The 15812-nt window shown below is 72.9% G+C and carries 19 protein-coding genes; 6 read left to right on the top strand and 13 right to left on the bottom strand.

The genetic code is table 11. The annotated features are described in order from the left end of the window. The first annotated feature begins 16 nt into the window (after positions 1–16). The gene (locus Sspor_RS29740; protein WP_202201856.1) at positions 17–673 is read left to right on the top strand and encodes a TetR/AcrR family transcriptional regulator; all 657 of its coding nucleotides are present in this window, start codon (positions 17–19) and stop codon (positions 671–673) included. A 58-nt stretch (positions 674–731) separates the two neighbouring features. Here the strand turns inward: Sspor_RS29740 and Sspor_RS29735 are convergent, their stop codons facing one another. Both Sspor_RS29735 and glnA read right to left on the bottom strand, forming a co-directional pair. Further along, positions 732–1256: a hypothetical protein gene (locus Sspor_RS29735; protein WP_202201855.1), complete on the bottom strand. Its 525-nt coding sequence runs from the start codon at positions 1254–1256 to the stop codon at positions 732–734. 141 nt (positions 1257–1397) lie between these two features. Then, positions 1398–2807: a type I glutamate--ammonia ligase gene (glnA, locus tag Sspor_RS29730; RefSeq protein ID WP_202201854.1), complete on the bottom strand. Its 1410-nt coding sequence runs from the start codon at positions 2805–2807 to the stop codon at positions 1398–1400. Positions 2808–2992: 185 nt separating this feature from the next. Between glnA and Sspor_RS29725 the strand changes: the two genes are divergently transcribed. Then, entirely contained in the window at positions 2993–3460 is a 468-nt protein-coding gene (locus tag Sspor_RS29725; protein ID WP_202201853.1) for an RDD family protein, read from the top strand. A gap of 104 nt (positions 3461–3564) precedes the next feature. Here Sspor_RS29725 and Sspor_RS29720 read toward each other — a convergent pair whose 3' ends face one another. The 5 genes from Sspor_RS29720 to Sspor_RS29700 form a co-directional block, all read right to left on the bottom strand. Beyond that, positions 3565–4263, bottom strand: a complete 699-nt coding sequence (locus Sspor_RS29720) for a DUF4191 domain-containing protein (protein ID WP_202201852.1) — start codon at positions 4261–4263, stop codon at positions 3565–3567. Positions 4264–4273: 10 nt separating this feature from the next. Then, complete coding sequence (locus Sspor_RS29715) at positions 4274–4471, bottom strand: SCO2195 family GlnR-regulated protein (RefSeq protein WP_030389055.1); 198 nt, start codon at positions 4469–4471, stop codon at positions 4274–4276. Positions 4472–4796: 325 nt separating this feature from the next. Then, on the bottom strand, positions 4797–5744 hold the full coding sequence (lipA, locus tag Sspor_RS29710; RefSeq protein ID WP_202201851.1) for a lipoyl synthase: 948 nt from the start codon (positions 5742–5744) through the stop codon (positions 4797–4799). A gap of 110 nt (positions 5745–5854) precedes the next feature. Further along, positions 5855–6655, bottom strand: coding sequence for a lipoyl(octanoyl) transferase LipB (gene lipB, locus Sspor_RS29705; RefSeq protein ID WP_202201850.1), 801 nt, complete (start codon positions 6653–6655; stop codon positions 5855–5857). A 76-nt stretch (positions 6656–6731) separates the two neighbouring features. Beyond that, positions 6732–7052 (bottom strand): hypothetical protein, encoded by a 321-nt coding sequence (locus tag Sspor_RS29700; protein ID WP_202204147.1) that lies wholly within the window; start codon positions 7050–7052, stop codon positions 6732–6734. A gap of 173 nt (positions 7053–7225) precedes the next feature. Here Sspor_RS29700 and Sspor_RS29695 point away from each other — a divergent pair, with 173 nt between their 5' ends. After that, positions 7226–8665, top strand: coding sequence for an NsdA family TPR-like regulatory protein (locus Sspor_RS29695; protein WP_202201849.1), 1440 nt, complete (start codon positions 7226–7228; stop codon positions 8663–8665). A gap of 81 nt (positions 8666–8746) precedes the next feature. Here Sspor_RS29695 and Sspor_RS29690 read toward each other — a convergent pair whose 3' ends face one another. Both Sspor_RS29690 and Sspor_RS29685 read right to left on the bottom strand, forming a co-directional pair. Continuing rightward, on the bottom strand, positions 8747–10018 hold the full coding sequence (locus Sspor_RS29690) for an NAD(P)/FAD-dependent oxidoreductase (RefSeq protein WP_202201848.1): 1272 nt from the start codon (positions 10016–10018) through the stop codon (positions 8747–8749). Between the two features lie 156 nt (positions 10019–10174). After that, entirely contained in the window at positions 10175–11062 is an 888-nt protein-coding gene (locus Sspor_RS29685; protein WP_202201847.1) for a TIGR01777 family oxidoreductase, read from the bottom strand. 100 nt (positions 11063–11162) lie between these two features. Between Sspor_RS29685 and Sspor_RS29680 the strand changes: the two genes are divergently transcribed. Next, entirely contained in the window at positions 11163–11573 is a 411-nt protein-coding gene (locus Sspor_RS29680) for a hypothetical protein (protein ID WP_202201846.1), read from the top strand. Between the two features lie 58 nt (positions 11574–11631). Here Sspor_RS29680 and Sspor_RS29675 read toward each other — a convergent pair whose 3' ends face one another. Then, entirely contained in the window at positions 11632–12387 is a 756-nt protein-coding gene (locus tag Sspor_RS29675) for a VIT1/CCC1 transporter family protein (protein WP_372499640.1), read from the bottom strand. Positions 12388–12476: 89 nt separating this feature from the next. On the opposite strand from Sspor_RS29675, the gene Sspor_RS29670 reads away from it, so the two are divergent. Continuing rightward, positions 12477–13580: a PP2C family protein-serine/threonine phosphatase gene (locus tag Sspor_RS29670; protein WP_202201844.1), complete on the top strand. Its 1104-nt coding sequence runs from the start codon at positions 12477–12479 to the stop codon at positions 13578–13580. Here Sspor_RS29670 and Sspor_RS29665 read toward each other — a convergent pair. Both Sspor_RS29665 and Sspor_RS29660 read right to left on the bottom strand, forming a co-directional pair. Further along, complete coding sequence (locus Sspor_RS29665; protein WP_202201843.1) at positions 13495–14052, bottom strand: hypothetical protein; 558 nt, start codon at positions 14050–14052, stop codon at positions 13495–13497. The genes Sspor_RS29670 and Sspor_RS29665 overlap by 86 nt on opposite strands. A gap of 178 nt (positions 14053–14230) precedes the next feature. Further along, positions 14231–14482: a hypothetical protein gene (locus Sspor_RS29660; RefSeq protein ID WP_030012991.1), complete on the bottom strand. Its 252-nt coding sequence runs from the start codon at positions 14480–14482 to the stop codon at positions 14231–14233. A 106-nt stretch (positions 14483–14588) separates the two neighbouring features. Here Sspor_RS29660 and Sspor_RS29655 point away from each other — a divergent pair, with 106 nt between their 5' ends. Then, positions 14589–14960 carry an ArsC/Spx/MgsR family protein gene (locus Sspor_RS29655; RefSeq protein WP_202201842.1) on the top strand — a complete coding sequence of 124 codons (372 nt, stop codon included), beginning with the start codon at positions 14589–14591 and terminating at the stop codon, positions 14958–14960. On the opposite strand, the gene Sspor_RS29650 is transcribed toward Sspor_RS29655, so the two are convergent. Next, on the bottom strand, positions 14957–15802 hold the full coding sequence (locus Sspor_RS29650) for an alpha/beta fold hydrolase (protein WP_202201841.1): 846 nt from the start codon (positions 15800–15802) through the stop codon (positions 14957–14959). The two genes, Sspor_RS29655 and Sspor_RS29650, sit on opposite strands and share 4 nt — an antisense overlap. Between the last annotated feature and the right edge of the window lie 10 nt (positions 15803–15812).

Below are 15812 nucleotides of genomic sequence, written 5' to 3'. Positions count from 1 at the left end.
GGGGTACGCTTCACCCGTGAGATCCCCTCGTCCGTACGCTCCCCAGCCCGGCCCCGGAGCCCAGTCGCTGACCGAGCGCCGCAAGGCCGCCACCCAGCTGGACATCGCCCGCGCGGCCTGCGAACTCTTCGCCGAACACGGCCCCGACGGGACCACCGCCGAGGACATCGCCCACCGGGCGGGCGTGGCCCTGCGCACCTTCTACCGCTACTTCCGCAACAAGCAGGAGGCGGTGGCCCCGCTGCTGGCGGGCGGCGGTGACGCCTGGCGCGCCCTGCTCGCCGAGGAGGACCCCGGCACACCGCTGGGCGAGGCGCTGGAACGCGCCGTCACCCGGTCGCTGAGCGGACAACAGGCGGTGGAGGAGGGCCTGGAGGTGACCCGCGGCCTGCTGCGGGCGGCCGCGGACGACCAGGCCCTGCGCGCGGTCTGGTACCGCGTGAACCAGGACTCGGAGGAGCATCTGGTCCCGGTGATCTCCCGGCTGGCGGGCCCGGAGGCCGACCCGCTGGAGGTGCGCCTGCTCGCGGCGGCGGCCACGGACGCGATCCGTGTCTCGCTGGAGCTGTGGTCGACGACGGACGCCCCGGTCTCGGGCCCCGGATCCCCGCCGGAGCTCGCGGTCCGCTGTCTGCGCGACCTCACAGGGGCGATGCCCCTGCTCCTCGGCTGAGGTCCGGAGCAGGGGCATCGGAGGATCGGGCCCGCGGCCCTATGTTTCCGGGTGGGGCTCAGCGACCACCCCAGCCGCCGCCGCCGTCACCACCGCCGCCGCCCCAGTTGCCGCCGCCGTCGCCACCGCGACCGCCGCCGTCACCCCAGTTGCCGCCGCCGTTGCCGCCGTCACCGCCACGGCCGTTGCCCCAGTCACCGTTGCCGCCGCGACCGTTGCCCCAGTCGTCGTGGTTGCCCCAGTCACCGTTGCCACCGCGGCCCGAGTCGTTCCAGTTCGACCAGTTCGAGTCGCGCCAGTTGCTGTCGCGCCAGTTGTTGTCGCGCCAGTTGTCGTTGTATCCGCCGACGCCGCCCTGGTCCCAGCACCAGCTGGGCCGGTTGCGCCAGTCGTGGTTGCAGCAGGCGTCCCATCGGGCGTCGGAGCGGTTCGAGGGGTACCGGTAGCAGTCGTAGCCACCGTTACCGCCGACTCCGCCACCACCACCGGTGACGACCGAGGCCGAGGCGCTGGCGACGGGCAGCAGACCTATCGCGATTCCCGCGGCGCCCGCCATGGCTGCCGCAACGATCTTACGGCGCATTCTCATGCACCTCCGCACATGTCTCGCTTATAGCGCTTTTAGGTCATTTCCACCCTCACTCGGACATGCGGACCTGTCAAAGCGGAAAGGCCCCCCGCCGCGCTCCGTAGAGCGTGGCGGGGGGCCTCCCAGCAGGCGTTTTTAGATGTCGAAGTACAGCTCGAACTCGTGCGGGTGCGGACGCTGCGCGATCGGGGCGATCTCGTGCGTGCGCTTGTAGTCGATCCAGGTCTCGATCAGGTCGGGGGTGAAGACACCGCCGGCCAGGAGGTACTCGTGGTCCGCCTCCAGGGCCTTGAGGACGTCCTCGAGGCTGGTCGGGACCTGCGGGACGCTCGCGTGCTCGTCGGGCGAGAGCTCGTAGAGGTCCTTGTCGATCGGCTCCATCGGCTCGATCTTGTTCTTGACACCGTCGAGGCCCGCGAGCAGCAGCGCCGCGAAGGCGAGGTACGGGTTGGACGACGGGTCCGGGGCGCGGAACTCGACGCGCTTGGCCTTCGGGTTCGAGCCCGTGATCGGGATGCGCATGGCGGCGGAGCGGTTGCGCTGCGAGTACACCATGTTGACCGGCGCCTCGAAGCCCGGCACCAGGCGGTGGTAGGAGTTCACCGTCGGGTTGGTGAACGCCAGCAGCGACGGCGCGTGCTTGAGGATGCCGCCGATGTAGTAGCGCGCGGTGTCCGACAGGCCCGCGTAGCCGGCCTCGTCGTAGAACAGCGGGTCGCCGTTCGCCCACAGCGACTGGTGCACGTGCATGCCCGAGCCGTTGTCACCGAAGATCGGCTTCGGCATGAAGGTCGCGGTCTTACCGTTGCGCCAGGCGACGTTCTTCACGATGTACTTGAAGAGCATCAGGTCGTCGGCCGCGGCGAGCAGCGTGTTGAACTTGTAGTTGATCTCGGCCTGGCCACCGGTGCCGACCTCGTGGTGCTGGCGCTCGACCTGGAGGCCCTGGGCGTCCAGTTCGAGGGAGATCTCGGCGCGCAGGTCGGCGAAGTGGTCGACCGGGGCTACGGGGAAGTAACCACCCTTGTAGCGGACCTTGTAACCACGGTTGTTCTCCTCGGAGCCGGTGTTCCAGGCGCCGGCCTCGGAGTCGATGTGGTAGAAGCCCTCGTTCGCGGAGGTCGCGAAGCGCACGCTGTCGAACACGTAGAACTCGGCCTCGGGGCCGAAGTACGCGGTGTCGGCGATGCCGGTGGAGGCGAGGTACGCCTCGGCCTTCTTCGCGATGTTGCGCGGGTCGCGGCTGTAGGCCTCACCCGTGATCGGGTCGTGGATGAAGAAGTTGATGTTGAGCGTCTTGTCCTTGCGGAACGGGTCCAGACGCGCGGTGGTGATGTCGGCACGCAGCGCCATGTCGGACTCGTGGATCGCCTGGAAACCGCGGATCGAGGATCCGTCGAAGGCGAGCTCCTCCGCCGGGTCGAACGCTCGCGCCGGGATGGTGAAGTGCTGCATCACACCAGGCAGGTCACAGAAGCGGACGTCGACGAACTTGACGTCGTTCTCCTCGATGTACTGCTTCACTTCGTCGGCGTTCTTGAACATCCAACTCCTCCTACTCCCGGCCCCGGGGCAGGGACGGGCTTTATAGCTCGTGGTGCGTCAGTGCGGTGCCGCACGCTGACCCGACCATAAGCAGACGGGATTTCCCAAGCATGACCCATTTGTTTCGCACAAGTTAACCAGGGTCCGGCCGGAGGGCCGTGCGGCGCCACGGGTACCGTGTTCGGGTGGACAACAGACAGGCAATCGGATCCTGGCTCTCCGGCCCCCGCGCGGCCGCCGAGGAGATGGGCGTCGACTTCGGCTATCCGGGTCAGCGACTCGGCCTCCCCCAGCAGGGGCCCGGCTCGGTGGCCCGGTTCGGGCGCCGGCTCGGCGCCGTCGCGATCGACTGGATCGGCTGCCAGCTGATTGCCTACGGGCTGATCACGCGCGGCGACATGGCCTCGGCCGGCAACTGGACCCTCGCGCTCTTCGTGACCCTCACCATCCTGACGGTCGGCACCGTGGGCTTCACCCCCGGCAAGCGGATCCTGGGCCTCCGGGTGATTTCGGAGTCCGGCGGCCGCCTCGGCATCGTCCGGGTGGTCCTGCGGACGCTGCTGCTGGCCCTGGTCATCCCGGCGCTGATCTGGGACCGCGACGGCCGCGGCCTGCACGACCGGCTGGCACGCGCCGTCCAGGTCCGCATCTAGTCCGCATCCGGTCCGCAGCGGAAGCCGTACGACACAGGGGTGCCCCCCGAGCTCACGGGCTCGGGGGGCACCCCTGTGTCGTATACGAAAATCAGCTGACCGGGTCAGCGCATCTTTCCGCCGCGCGGCATCTTCATGCCCTTCGGCATGGGGCCCTTCGGCAGCGGCATGTTGCTCATGAGATCACCCATGGCGCGCAGCTTGTCGTTGACCTCGGTGATCTGCGGGCCGGCCAGCACGCGCGGCAGCTTGAGCAGGGTGGTGCGCACCTTCTTGAGCGGCACCTCGCCCTCGCCCGTGCCCACGATGAAGTCGTGCACCGGCACGTCCGGCATGATCCGGGCCAGCTTCTTCTTCTCGTTCGCGAGCAGCGGCTTCACGCGGTTCGGGTTGCCCTCGGCGATCAGCACGACGCCGGCCTTGCCGACGGCACGGTGGACGATGTCCTGCTGCCGGGTCATCGCGATGGCCGGGGTGGTCGTCCAGCCCCGTCCCACGTTGTCCAGAACGGCCGCGGCCGCTCCCGGCTGGCCCTCCATCTGCCCGAAGGCAGCGCGCTCGGCCCGCCGTCCGAAGACGATCGCCATCGCGAGGAACGCCACCAGGAATCCCAGGACGCCCAGGTAGATCTCGTGCTCGATCAGGAAGCCGAAGGCGAGAAAGACACCGAAGGTGACGATGCCCACGCCCGCGACGATCAGACCGACCTTCGGGTCCGCCTTGCGCGTCATCTTGTACGTGAGGGCGATCTGCTTCAGTCGCCCGGGGTTCGCAGCAGTCTCTGCGTTTGACTTCCTCGCCATAAAGCGAAGTTTACGTGGCCTGCGGGGTTCGGGTAGCCGCGGCCTCAAGTACGTGTTCGGTTTCGACCCGGTCCTTGGCCCTCTTGCGGTCCTCCAGGACCGCCGTCCAGGCGTTGCGGCGGGCCCCGCTCATCAGCAGGGACTCGATGCCCCGGAAGGCATCGGAGAAGGTCGGGATGGCAATGGCGCGTACGGGCGCGGCCTGCATGGTGTCGATCCCTTTCACGATGCTCGCGTCGGCGTGATGCGAGCGGTGTGTGCGGTGCGTGGACCAAGCGTCACTGACTGGTGTTACCAGGGCGTGACCGGTCGGTCAAATGTGATGGACACGTTGCAAACACTGACGCGGCCCGCCGGACTCTTCCTCTGGGAAGAGCCTAGGGGCCGCGTCGGCGCGGTGTTACCCGCTAGTAACGCTTTGTGCGCGACTTCACACGCTCGCGCGCTTCTCTGTACCCGCGGTCGAGCTCCGCCTCGTCACCGCTCCGGCCGAGTGCCCGCCCTCGTACCTCGGGCGGACCCTCGACCTGCGCTCAGACTCGGCTGCGCTTCTCCATCGCCTGCTGGTAGAGGCGACCCGCCCGGTAGGACGAGCGGACCAGCGGACCGGACATGACGCCGGAGTAGCCGATCTCCTCGGCCTCCTTCGCCAGCTCCACGAACTCGGCCGGCTTCACCCAGCGCTCGACGGGGTGGTGCCGCGGCGAGGGCCGCAGGTACTGGGTGATGGTGATGAGCTCACAGCCGGCCTCGTGCAGGTCCTTCAGGGCCTGCGAGACCTCCTCGCGCTCCTCGCCCATGCCGAGGATCAGGTTCGACTTGGTCACCAGGCCGTAGGCGCGGGCTTTGGTGATCACGTCGAGCGAGCGCTCGTAGCGGAAGCCGGGGCGGATCCGCTTGAAGATCCGCGGCACCGTCTCGACGTTGTGCGCGAAGACCTCGGGGCGGGAGGCGAAGACCTCCTCCAGCAGCTCCGGGACCGCGTTGAAGTCGGGGGCCAGCAGCTCGACCTTGGTGTGGCCGGTCTCGCGGCCCGCCGTCTGCTGGTGGATCTGGCGCACGGTCTCCGCGTACAGCCAGGCGCCGCCGTCGGCCAGGTCGTCGCGCGCGACGCCCGTGATGGTGGCGTAGTTGAGGTCCATCGTGACCACGGACTCGCCGACGCGCCGCGGCTCGTCACGGTCCAGCGCCTCGGGCTTGCCCGTGTCGATCTGGCAGAAGTCACAGCGCCGGGTGCACTGGTCACCACCGATGAGGAAGGTGGCCTCGCGGTCCTCCCAGCATTCGTAGATGTTCGGACAGCCGGCTTCCTGGCACACCGTGTGCAGTCCTTCGCCCTTCACCAGGGCCTGCATCTTGGTGTACTCGGGACCCATCTTCGCCCGGGTCTTGATCCACTCGGGCTTGCGCTCGATGGGGGTCTGGGCGTTACGGACCTCCAGGCGCAGCATCTTGCGTCCGTCGGGTGCGACTGCGGACACGACCGGCTCCCTGTGACTTCGATTGTTCGGGCGCCCACCAGGGTACGCCCGTAATTTCGTACGCTCTTACGTCGGCCAACCTGCGAGGGGCCGGCCGCATTCCCGGGGCGTCAGGCGCCCGCGGCCGACGCCGTTTCACGGGGCTTCGGCTCGGCGTGCTCCAGCACGTCCCTCAGGTGCCGTTCGGCCACCGGGAGTACCTCCGCGATGGTGACCTCGCGGCCCAGTTCGTACGAGAGCGAGGTCACACCGGCGTCCCGGATCCCGCAGGGGATGATCCGGTCGAACCAGGTGCTGTCCGGGTTCACGTTGATCGCGAAGCCGTGCATCGTGACGCCCTTGGCGACCCGGATGCCGATGGCGGCGAGCTTGCGGTCCTCGCGGCGCTGGCCCGCGTTGGACGGGGCGTACTCGGGGCCGTTCAGCCGCGCGTCGAACTCCTCGTCGTGCAGCCGGGGGTCGAACTCCAGCGAGAGGCCGCCGATCTTCGGGCGCTCCTCGACGGGGTCGCCCAGGACCCAGACGCCGGAGCGGCCCTCGACCCGGGTGGTCTCCAGGCCGAACTCGGCGGCGGTGCGGATCAGGGCCTCTTCGAGGCGGCGGACGTGGGCGACCACGTCCACCGGGCGGGGCAGCTTCATGATCGGGTAGCCGACCAGCTGGCCCGGGCCGTGCCAGGTGATCTTGCCGCCGCGGTCCACGTCGACGACGGGGGTGCCGTCGAGCGGGCGCTCGCTGGGATCGGTACGCCGGCCGGCCGTGTAGACCGGCAGGTGCTCCAGCAGGAGGCAGGTGTCCTCTATCTCGTCCGCGAAGCGGGCCGCGTGCACCCTGCGCTGTTCTTCCCAGGCCCGGGTGTACTCGACGGATTCCGGTCCGAAGCCCAGATGGACAAACCCAAGCTCAGCCACCGCAGCGCCTCCTCGTTGAACCTGCTGTGTGCACGTACCTCACTGAGCAAGGGTACGGCGGGCCGTGCGGGCCCCTTCAGGGCCCCGGCGCGGGCTCGGGGGCGGGCTCATGCGCGGGTTCCCGCGCGGGTTCCGCCGGGGGTCCCGGCAGCTGCTTCGGCCGGCGCCGTCCCCTGGACGGCCGGTCCGGGTCCTCGTCCGCGCGCGGCAGCCGCCGGTGGCCCTCCGAGTGGTCGTTGACCCAGCCGCACACCCCGCACGCGTACCGGCCGTCGAGCCCCGCGATGTAGGTGCCGCAGCGCCGGCACTCCGCCTCGGTCAGTTCGGGCGGGGGCAGCGGGGCGGTGGATTCGGTTCGCTCCTCGGGGAGGTGCGCCCTGGGGGGCCGAGGGGTCATGGCCCGCAGCGTACGCGGGCGGAGGGGGCCGGTCCGTAAAGGGCCCTACGCATTCTGCACACGATCGGATGAATGTGGGGCAGAGAGGGCAGCATCAGCGAAGTTCGCCGCTACATTCACGCCGTTCACAGGGCCGGGACCCCGGTCCGTCACGTCAGGAAACCGTGGAGCCGATGACGGAACGACCTGCCCAGCGTGTCCCCAACCGGCAGCTCGCGGCGCTGATCGCGGAAGCCGGGTTCTCCAACGCCGGGCTAGCCCGCCGCGTCGACCAGCTCGGTCTGGAGCACGGTCTCGACCTGCGCTACGACAAGACCTCGGTGACCCGGTGGCTGCGCGGGCAGCAGCCCCGCGGCACCACCCCGGCACTGATCGCCGAGGTCTTCACCCGCCGCCTCGGCCGACGGCTCTCCGCCCAGGACCTCGGCCTGGACGCCTGCGCGCCCGTGTACGCGGGGCTGGAGTTCGCGGCCACCCCCGAGGAAGCCGTCGACATCGCGAGCGGGCTGTGGCGCAAGGACTCCGGCTCGCACGCCGAGCTCCGGAAGATCGCCTTCACCCCGGCCGGGCTGGTCGTGCCCAGCCGGGACTGGCTGATCGGGCGCGCCGACGAGCGGGTCGGCCGGGGCGCGGAGCCCTCGGCGGCCCGCGTCCCGCTGCAGGGACGGGCCTCGGTACCCCGGCAGCGGCAGATCGACCGCGGCCCCGGGCAGCGCGTGACCAGCGGGGACATCGCCGCACTGAGATCGGTGAGCGAGCTGTTCCGGACCCTGGACCAGGCCTACGGCGGCGGGCACGCCCGCCAGGCCCTGGTCCGCTACCTGGAGCACGAGGCCGAGCCCATGCTCCGCGGGACCTACGGGGAGACCACCGGGCGGCGGCTCTTCTCGGCCGCCGCCGATCTGACCCGGCTCGCGGGCTGGACCTCCTACGACATCGCCGCGCACGGGCTCGCCCAGCGGTACTTCGTTCAGGCGCTGCGGCTCGCGCAGGCGGCCGCGGACCGGCCCTACGGCTCGTACGTCCTGGTCACCATGAGCCGGCAGGCGGTCTACCTCGGCCACGGCCGCGAGGCCGTCCAGCTGGCCCGGGTGGCCCAGCAGGGCGTCGGCTCCGGCCCGCCGCCGGTGGTGCAGGCGCTGCTCCACTCGGCGGAGGCGCGCGGTCACGCCGTCCTCGGCGAGGTCCGCGCGTCGACCGCGTCCCTGGTGCGGGCCGAGCGGGCGCTGGGCGCGGCCCGTCCGGGGGACGACGTACCGCACTGGGCGCGCGCCTTCGACGAGGCGCAGCTGGCGGACGAGTTCGGGCACTGCCACCGGGACCTCCAGCAGTACCGGGCCTCGGCCCAGCACGCGGAGCGGTCCCTGCAGCTGAGGGCGCCGGGGTACGCGCGGTCCCGGCTGTTCTGCCGGGTGGTGCTGGCCACGGCCCGGCTGGGGCTGGGCGAGCTGGACCAGGCGTGCGCGCTGGGCGCGGAGGCGGCGCAGCAGGCGATGGAGATGCGGTCGGTGCGGGCGGTGGAGTACGTACGGGACTTCGAGCGGCGGCTGGAGCCCTACCGGGACGCCTCGGCCGTGCGGACCTACCGGGACCGGGTGGCGGCCCTGTCCTGACGGCGCCGGCCCGGCGGCCGGCCGACGGCAGGGGCCCGGTCCCCTGGCGGGAGGACCGGGACCCTGTGGCGTCGGTGGTTCTCAGGCCGCCACCGGAAGTGCGGGTTCCGGTGCCACCGGGATGGGGATGCCGAAGTCGCGCAGGACGGCTCCGGCGGCACGGCGGGCCGAGTGCAGGGCTCCCTGGACGGTGTTGGTGTCGCGGTGGTCACCGCACACGTACAGCCCGGCCAGCACCCGTACGGGACGCCGCAGGTCGTGCGGCGGGGGCATCGCGGGAACCGCCTCCGGGGTGTGGTGGACGGTCAGCAGCTCCCACTCGCGAGTGGGGGTGTCGTAGAGCCGGGCCAGGCGCGAGGCGACCGTACGCACGGGCGGCGGCGGCCCGAGGACGGTGGTGGTGACCAGGCTCCGGCCGGCCGGGGCCCGCGTCGGGTCGACCGCGCTCATCACGGCCGTGTGGGAGACGGGCCACCTGGGGTCCCCGTCCAGGAGCAGCGAGCCGTCCCGGAACAGGGGTGCGCTGGTGGCGTGGTGCAGGACGGTGACCTCGTGGAAGGCCGGCACGCGCAGGCCGGGCAGGAGCTCGGCGGCGGCGCGGGCGCCGGTGGCCAGGAGCACGGACCGGCAGCGGAAGTCGCCGTGCTCCTCGGTGGTGACCAGGTTGGTCGCCACCGACCGGACCCGTACGCCGGTCCGTACGGTGCCGGGTGGCAGGGCGGCGGCGAGCAGGTCGGGCAGGGCCGCCGCGCCGCCCTCGGGCACGGCGAGGCGGCCGCGGGCGAAGGTGCGCAGGGCGAGGTCGGCGACCCGGCTGGAGGTGGTGAGTTCCGGGTCGCGCAGCAGGGTGGCGAGCAGGGGGCGGAGCGCCCCGTTCAGGGTGCGCGTGGGCAGCCCCCGGGAGCGCAGGGCGGCGTGTGCGGTGCGTTCGGGTCGGGCGAGCAGCTTCTCCTCGGGCAGGGTGGCGAGCCGGGCCAGGGCGGCGCTGATCCGGGCCTGGTCGAGGGAGCCGCTGGCCAGGGCCCGGGCCGGGGTGAGGACCCCGACCCGCAGCGGTTTCCCGTCGGTGTGGACGAGGACGCCCGGCGCGAAGGGGCGCAGGGTCAGGGCCCGCAGGCCGGGGGTGCGTTCGAGCTCCGTGTACGCGGTGTTGAGCAGTTGGCCGATCCGGTCGAGCCGGAATCCGTCGGCGGACTCGGTGGCCATCCGCCCGCCGGGGTCGTCCGCGGCCTCCAGGACGGTGACCGTGACTCCGGCTGCGATCAGGTGCTGCGCTGCCGCGAGTCCTGAGACTCCGGCTCCTACGATGACGACGTCCGCATGGTGTGCGGCCTGGTGTGCGCTGCTGAGCACGTGCCCCTCCCCGAGGTCGGCGCGGCTGTGTGGGGATCCTCCTTCCCCCAACGGGTTAAAGGGGAACCCGAGTTCGCCCGGGTATTGCGGTCAACTCCGGTCGCACAGCGGTCGCATATGGGTCACGAACGGTCGCACGGTGGTCGCACGCGGATCTCAGAGCGCGGCGCGGATCGCCTGCTCGATGCCGGGGTCGCGAAAGACGAATCCGGACTCCAGCAGCCGCGCGGGCCGGGCCCGCTGACTGCCCAGCACGTCCCCGGAGAACTCCCCCAGCACCACGCGCAGCGCCACGGCCGGCACGGGCAGCAGCGCGGGCCGGTGCAGCACCCGGGCCATGGCCTCGGTGACCTGGCGGTTGGTCAGCGGCTCCGGGGCGGTCAGGTTGACCGGGCCGGACACGCCCGGGGTGTCGATGACGTGCCGCAGGGCCGCGACCTCGTCCCGGAGGGAGATGTACGACCAGTACTGGCGGCCGTTGCCGAGCCGGCCGCCGACACCGGCCCGGAAGATCGGGAACATCCGCCCCCAGGCCCCGCCCTCGCGGGCGACGACCAGACCGGTACGGGCGAACGCGGTCCGGATCCCGGCCTCCTGGGCGGGGGCGGCGGCCGCCTCCCACTCCACGCAGACCGAGGGCAGGAACCCCTGCCCGGCGGGGGCGCCCTCGTCGACGGCCCGGTCGCCGGTGTCCCCGTAGTAGCCGACGGCCGAACCGCTGACCAGGACGGCGGGCGGCTCGTCGAGCGCGGCGAGGGCGTTCGCGAGCGCGGCCGTGCCGAGCACCCGGCTGTCACGGATCTCCCTCTTGTACGCGGCCGTCCACCGGTGGTCCCCGACCCCGGCCCCGGCCAGATGCACGACGGCCCCGCAGCCGGCCAGCCCGGCGGGGTCCACGAACCCCCGTGCCGGATCCCACCGCGCCTCGTCCGCCCCGACGGGCTCCCGGCGTACGAACCGCACCACCTCGTGCCCGTCCGCCCGCAGGGACCGCACGAGTGCACTTCCGATGAGCCCGGTCGACCCGGTGACAGCAATCCTCATGCCCCCATCCTGCCGGTCGGCCGCACGCCCGGCGGTGTCCGCGCGCGGCGGGCCGTCGTTATCGGTTCGTCCGGCACGTCGAGCAGCGAGGGTGTGAGGCATGGGGCGCAGGAAGCCTGGCAAGCAGCGGCGTCCACGGGACCGGCGCGGGGCCGCGGAGTACCCCCTGCGCGAGCCGGCGCCACCGGGTCCTATCCACCGGGACCGGGACCGGGTCCTGGACACCGGGAGGCCGCCGGTCCTGGGGGAGCGGACGGCGGCGGCTCCCCGGACGTGCCGGCCGGACCTGATGCTGCACGACCTCCCGCTGCAGGCCGCGATGGCGGTCGTCTACGTGCGGTGCTGCCGGGGCCGGCGGGAGGAACCCGACTTCGAGGAGTTCGCGGCACGCCACCACGACGGGGACGCGGAGGCGGCCCGATCCGCGTGGGACCTGGCCTGGTCCTCGGGTCACATCGAGCAGCGGGGTTGCGAGGCGTGCCCGGCCGGGCACCTGTGCACCCGCACCTGAGGCCGCCCGGGCGCGGCGCGGAAGCCGGGCCCGGCGCGGAAGCCGGGCCCGGCCCCGCTCAGGCGGTGGTGCCGAGCCAGGTGCCCACCGCGTAGGTGACGCCCATCGCGAGCGCGCCGCCCGCGACGTTCCGCAGCACCGCCCGCCCCATCGGCGCCCCGCCCAGCCGGGCGCTGATCACCCCGCACAGCGTCAGCGCCGCCAGCACCGCCGCCACCGTCACCGGCACACGCGCCGAAGGCCCCGGCAGGATGATCGCCAGCAGCGGCAGCAGCGCCCCCACCGTGAAGGCGACGAGACTGGCGAAGGCCGCGTGCCACGGATTGGCCAGCTCGTCGGGATTGATCCCGAGCTCCACCCGGGCATGGGCCCGCAGCGCGTCCCGCTCCGTCAGCTGCTCGGCGGCCTCCCGCGCCACGTCCCGGCTGAGTCCCCGCTCGGCGAGCAGGTCGGTGAGCTCGTCGAGCTCCGCCTCCGGCTCCTGGGCCAGCTCCCAGCGCTCCAGGTCGAGCGCGGCCCGCTCGGAGTCCCGCTGGGAGCTCACGGAGACGTACTCCCCCGCCGCCATCGACAGCGAGCCCGCCAGCAGCCCGGCGACGCCCGCCGCCAGGATCGCCGAGCGCGAGGTGGTGGCCCCCGCCACACCGACCACCAGGCCCGCGGTGGAGATGATCCCGTCGTTGGCCCCGAGCACACCCGCGCGCAGCCAGTTGAGCCGCGTGCTGATCTCCGCGCTCTGCGAGCCGTCGCCCTCGCCGTGCGCCTCGATGTGCGCCTTGCCAGGCCGCTTCCCCGCGCCTTCGCCTGCCGTCACGCCCCCACTGTCGCGGCCCGGGGCCCACGGGGCCACCCGGCGGGCCGGTCCGGGGTGCGCGCACCCGGCCCCCGTACCAGGGTGGAGGGGTGAGACGCCGACGCGAGGAGCCGGGCGGGCTGCGCGGGGAACCGCCGCCACGCTGGGCCCGGATCGCACCCGCGGCGGCCCTGGTGGCGCTGGTCCTCGCCCAGGCGCTGACCCCGGGCGCGGAGCTCGGGTTCTTCCTGGCGGGCCTGCCCCCGGTGGCCGCCTTCGCGTACGGGGCGGCCGGGACCGCGGCCTTCGCCGCCATCGTCCTGCTGCTCCTGGGCCTGCCGTCCCTCGGCGTGGGCCACGCCCGCAGTACGGACCTGGCCACGGTGGCCGCCGTCTGCGTGCTCAGCGTGGTGATCGCCTGGGTCCGCCAGCGCCGGGACGCGCAGCTGGTCAGCGTGCGGACGGTCGCGGAGGCGGCCCAGCTCGCGGTCCTCCCGCCGGTACCGGACCGGGTGGGCCCGGTGCGCTGCTCGGGCCTGTACCGGGCGGCGCAGCGCGGCACGCTGGTCGGCGGCGACCTGTACGACGTACGGGCCGGGCCGTACGGGGTACGGGCGCTGGTCGGCGACGTACAGGGACACGGCCTGGCGGCGGTCTCCACGGTGGGGGCGCTGCTCGGCGCCTTCCGCGAGGCCGTGATCGACGACGCCGGGCTCGCGGCGGTCGCCGCCCGGCTGGACCGGCGGCTGGTGGCGGACGCGGCGGCCACCTCGGTCGAGCATCCGGAGCTGTTCGCCACGGCCGTGCTGCTGGAGTTCCCGCCGGGGCTGGACGTCGTACGGATCGTGTCGTGCGGGCATCCGTCGGCCCTGCGCGTGCGCGGATCGGTGGTGGACGAGCTGACCGTGGAGCCGGGCCCGCCCCTCGGCCTGGGGCTCGCCGGCCCGACCCCGCCGGTGGTGACGGAACTGGCGGTGCGTCCCGGGGACCAGCTGCTGCTGCACACCGACGGCGTGACGGAGGCCCGCGACGCGGCGGGGCAGTTCTACCCGCTGGCCGCCCGGGTGCCCGTACTGACACGGGACCCCGAGGGTCTGGTGGGGGCGGTGTGGCGGGACCTCGCGGCTTTCACGAAGGGCGGTCCGAACGACGACGTGGCCCTGCTGCTGCTGTCCCTGGACGGGCGGGACCCGGCGGCGCGGGCAGCGCCGTGAGGGGGTCCTCGCCGTGGTGGACGGTGTGCGTGAGCGCGTGCTCGTAGGCGGGCCGGGGGAAGACGAACGGCCCGAGGGCGAGATCGCCCCAGGCCTGCCGACGGGGCTGGCGGAAGGCGGCCCAGGTGACGGTCCCGGGGGTGGCGGTGATGCGGGCGAACAGGGGCCAGCACTCCCACATGCCGCAGGGGCACCCCAGCACCGGAGTCGCGTCCGTCTGGATGTCCCGGACGTCCGGGGCGGCGTCGCCGAGGAAGTGGCGCACCGGGTCACCGAGGACGTGCTCCGCCATCCCGGCGTACTGCTTGAGCAGGAAGTCCTCCGTGTCCTGCGGCGTCCTCTCGTAGGCGCTCTTCTCCCGCAGCCACAGAGGACGGGTGGCATCCGCGGCATGGACGCGCAGATCGGCCCCGTCGACGCGGACGCCCCACAGGCGCTCGGACGTGTAGGTGAAGAACTCGATGTGCTGCATGGAGATCATCTTGCGGGAGCCCCGCCGGAATCCCGGGCCCGGGGGGACCGCTGGTCCGGTCCCGGCCGGCCGCGCTCGGCCGGCCGGGACCCCTGTCGTACGGTCAGTGCCGAGCCGTGGCGAACACGACCGACGCCTGACGCCTGACGCCTGACGCCTGACGCCTGACGCCTGACGCCTACGACTCCATGATGAACGCGCGCACCATCTTGCAGGTGACATTCGACGGCCGGTGGATCCCCGTCCGGACGGCCATCGTCCGAATCTTCCGGTTGGTGGCACGCCGAGCGTCGTAGGTCCCCGAGTCGAGCAGGGATATCGCCAGCCGCATCGCCTTCAGACGGCGGTTGTGGCTCTCGTACCACTCGCGGGGCAACCCCGCCGGCAGCGGCTTCTTCTTGACGTGCTGGACGGTGGTGGCAGTGGCCATCTACAGCCTCCCAAACGGTAGTTGGCTTCCTGTCGTTCTTCCTCGATTTTACCGGGGACCACTGACAGAAGCCCCTGGCCAGACCGGCCCTGGGTAGGGTGCCGCCATGGAGATCTGGATCAATCCGGCCTGTTCCAAGTGCCGCAGCGCCCTGACCCTGCTGGACGCGGAGGGCGCCGAGTACACGGTGCGCCGCTACCTGGAGGACGTGCCCTCCGAGGACGAGATCCGCGAGGTGCTCGGGCGCCTCGGGCTGGAGCCGTGGGACATCACGCGCACCGCGGACCCCCTCGCCAAGGAGACCGGGGTACGGGACCTGCCGCGCGAGGAGACCGACGCGGCGCGCGGGCTCTGGATCGCCCACCTGGCCGCCCACCCGAAGCTCATCCAGCGCCCGATCATCACCGCCGAGGACGGCACGGCCGTGGTGGGCCGCTCCGAGGAGGCCGTCCGCGAGGCCCTGTCCCGCAAGGGCTAGAAGACGCGCCGGACGATCTCCGCGGCGGCCGTCAGCGGCAGCGCGTGGTGCGACACCCCGGGCAGGACGCCGACCCGCGCGCCCGGCAGCGCCTCGCGTGCGGCCCGGGCCGCACGGCCGGAGTCGTGGCAGCGGGCGAGCGCGGCGAACTGGATGTCGATCCGCGGGCCCGTGCCCGCCGGTCGCGCGAGCCCGGCCAGGTCCGGGCGCGGCCCGGTGACCGGCCGCACGGCGGGAAAGCCGGCGCTCTCCTCCTGCAGCCGCAGCCAGGCCGGATCGAGCGCGGCCCCGCGGGTCTCCCAGGCGAGGAAGGAGCGGATCCGCTCCGGCGCGGGCCGCACCAGCATCGGCAGCGCGCGCAGTACGTACCCCGGGCGCAGCCCCGCGAAGACCTGAGTCGGGTCGAGCAGCACCAGGCGGCCGAGCCGGGCCGGGCGCCGGGCGGCGTAGTGGGCGGCGATCCAGGCCCCGTACGAGTGCCCGGCGAGGGTCACCGGTCCGCCCGGGCCCAGCCCGTCGAGGACCGCGTCGAGCCAGCCGACCAGGTCCCCGACGGCCCTGATCGCGCGGCTGGGCGCCGCAGCGCTGAGCCCGGGGTCTCCCACCAGGTCCACGGCGTGCACCCGGTGGGCGCGCGCGGCCCCCTCCGCGACGCACGCCCCCCACACGGTGGAGGTGGCCCCTCCGCCGGGCAGCAGCACCAGCGGAGGCGCGCCGGCCGGGCCGCAGGTGTTGACGCGGGTTTCCCCGTACGGGGTGGGCAGGTCGACGGCCTCGACGGGGCCGGGCCACCGGTCGAGCACCGCGCCGTAGGCGGCGCGGAAGGAAGACGTCCCGGGCATGTCCACTCCC

Source organism: Streptomyces spororaveus (genome assembly GCF_016755875.1).
GTDB classification, from domain to species: domain Bacteria; phylum Actinomycetota; class Actinomycetes; order Streptomycetales; family Streptomycetaceae; genus Streptomyces; species Streptomyces spororaveus.
Note: the sequence above shows the minus strand (reverse complement) of the source record. Positions and strands in the feature narration are given on the sequence as shown.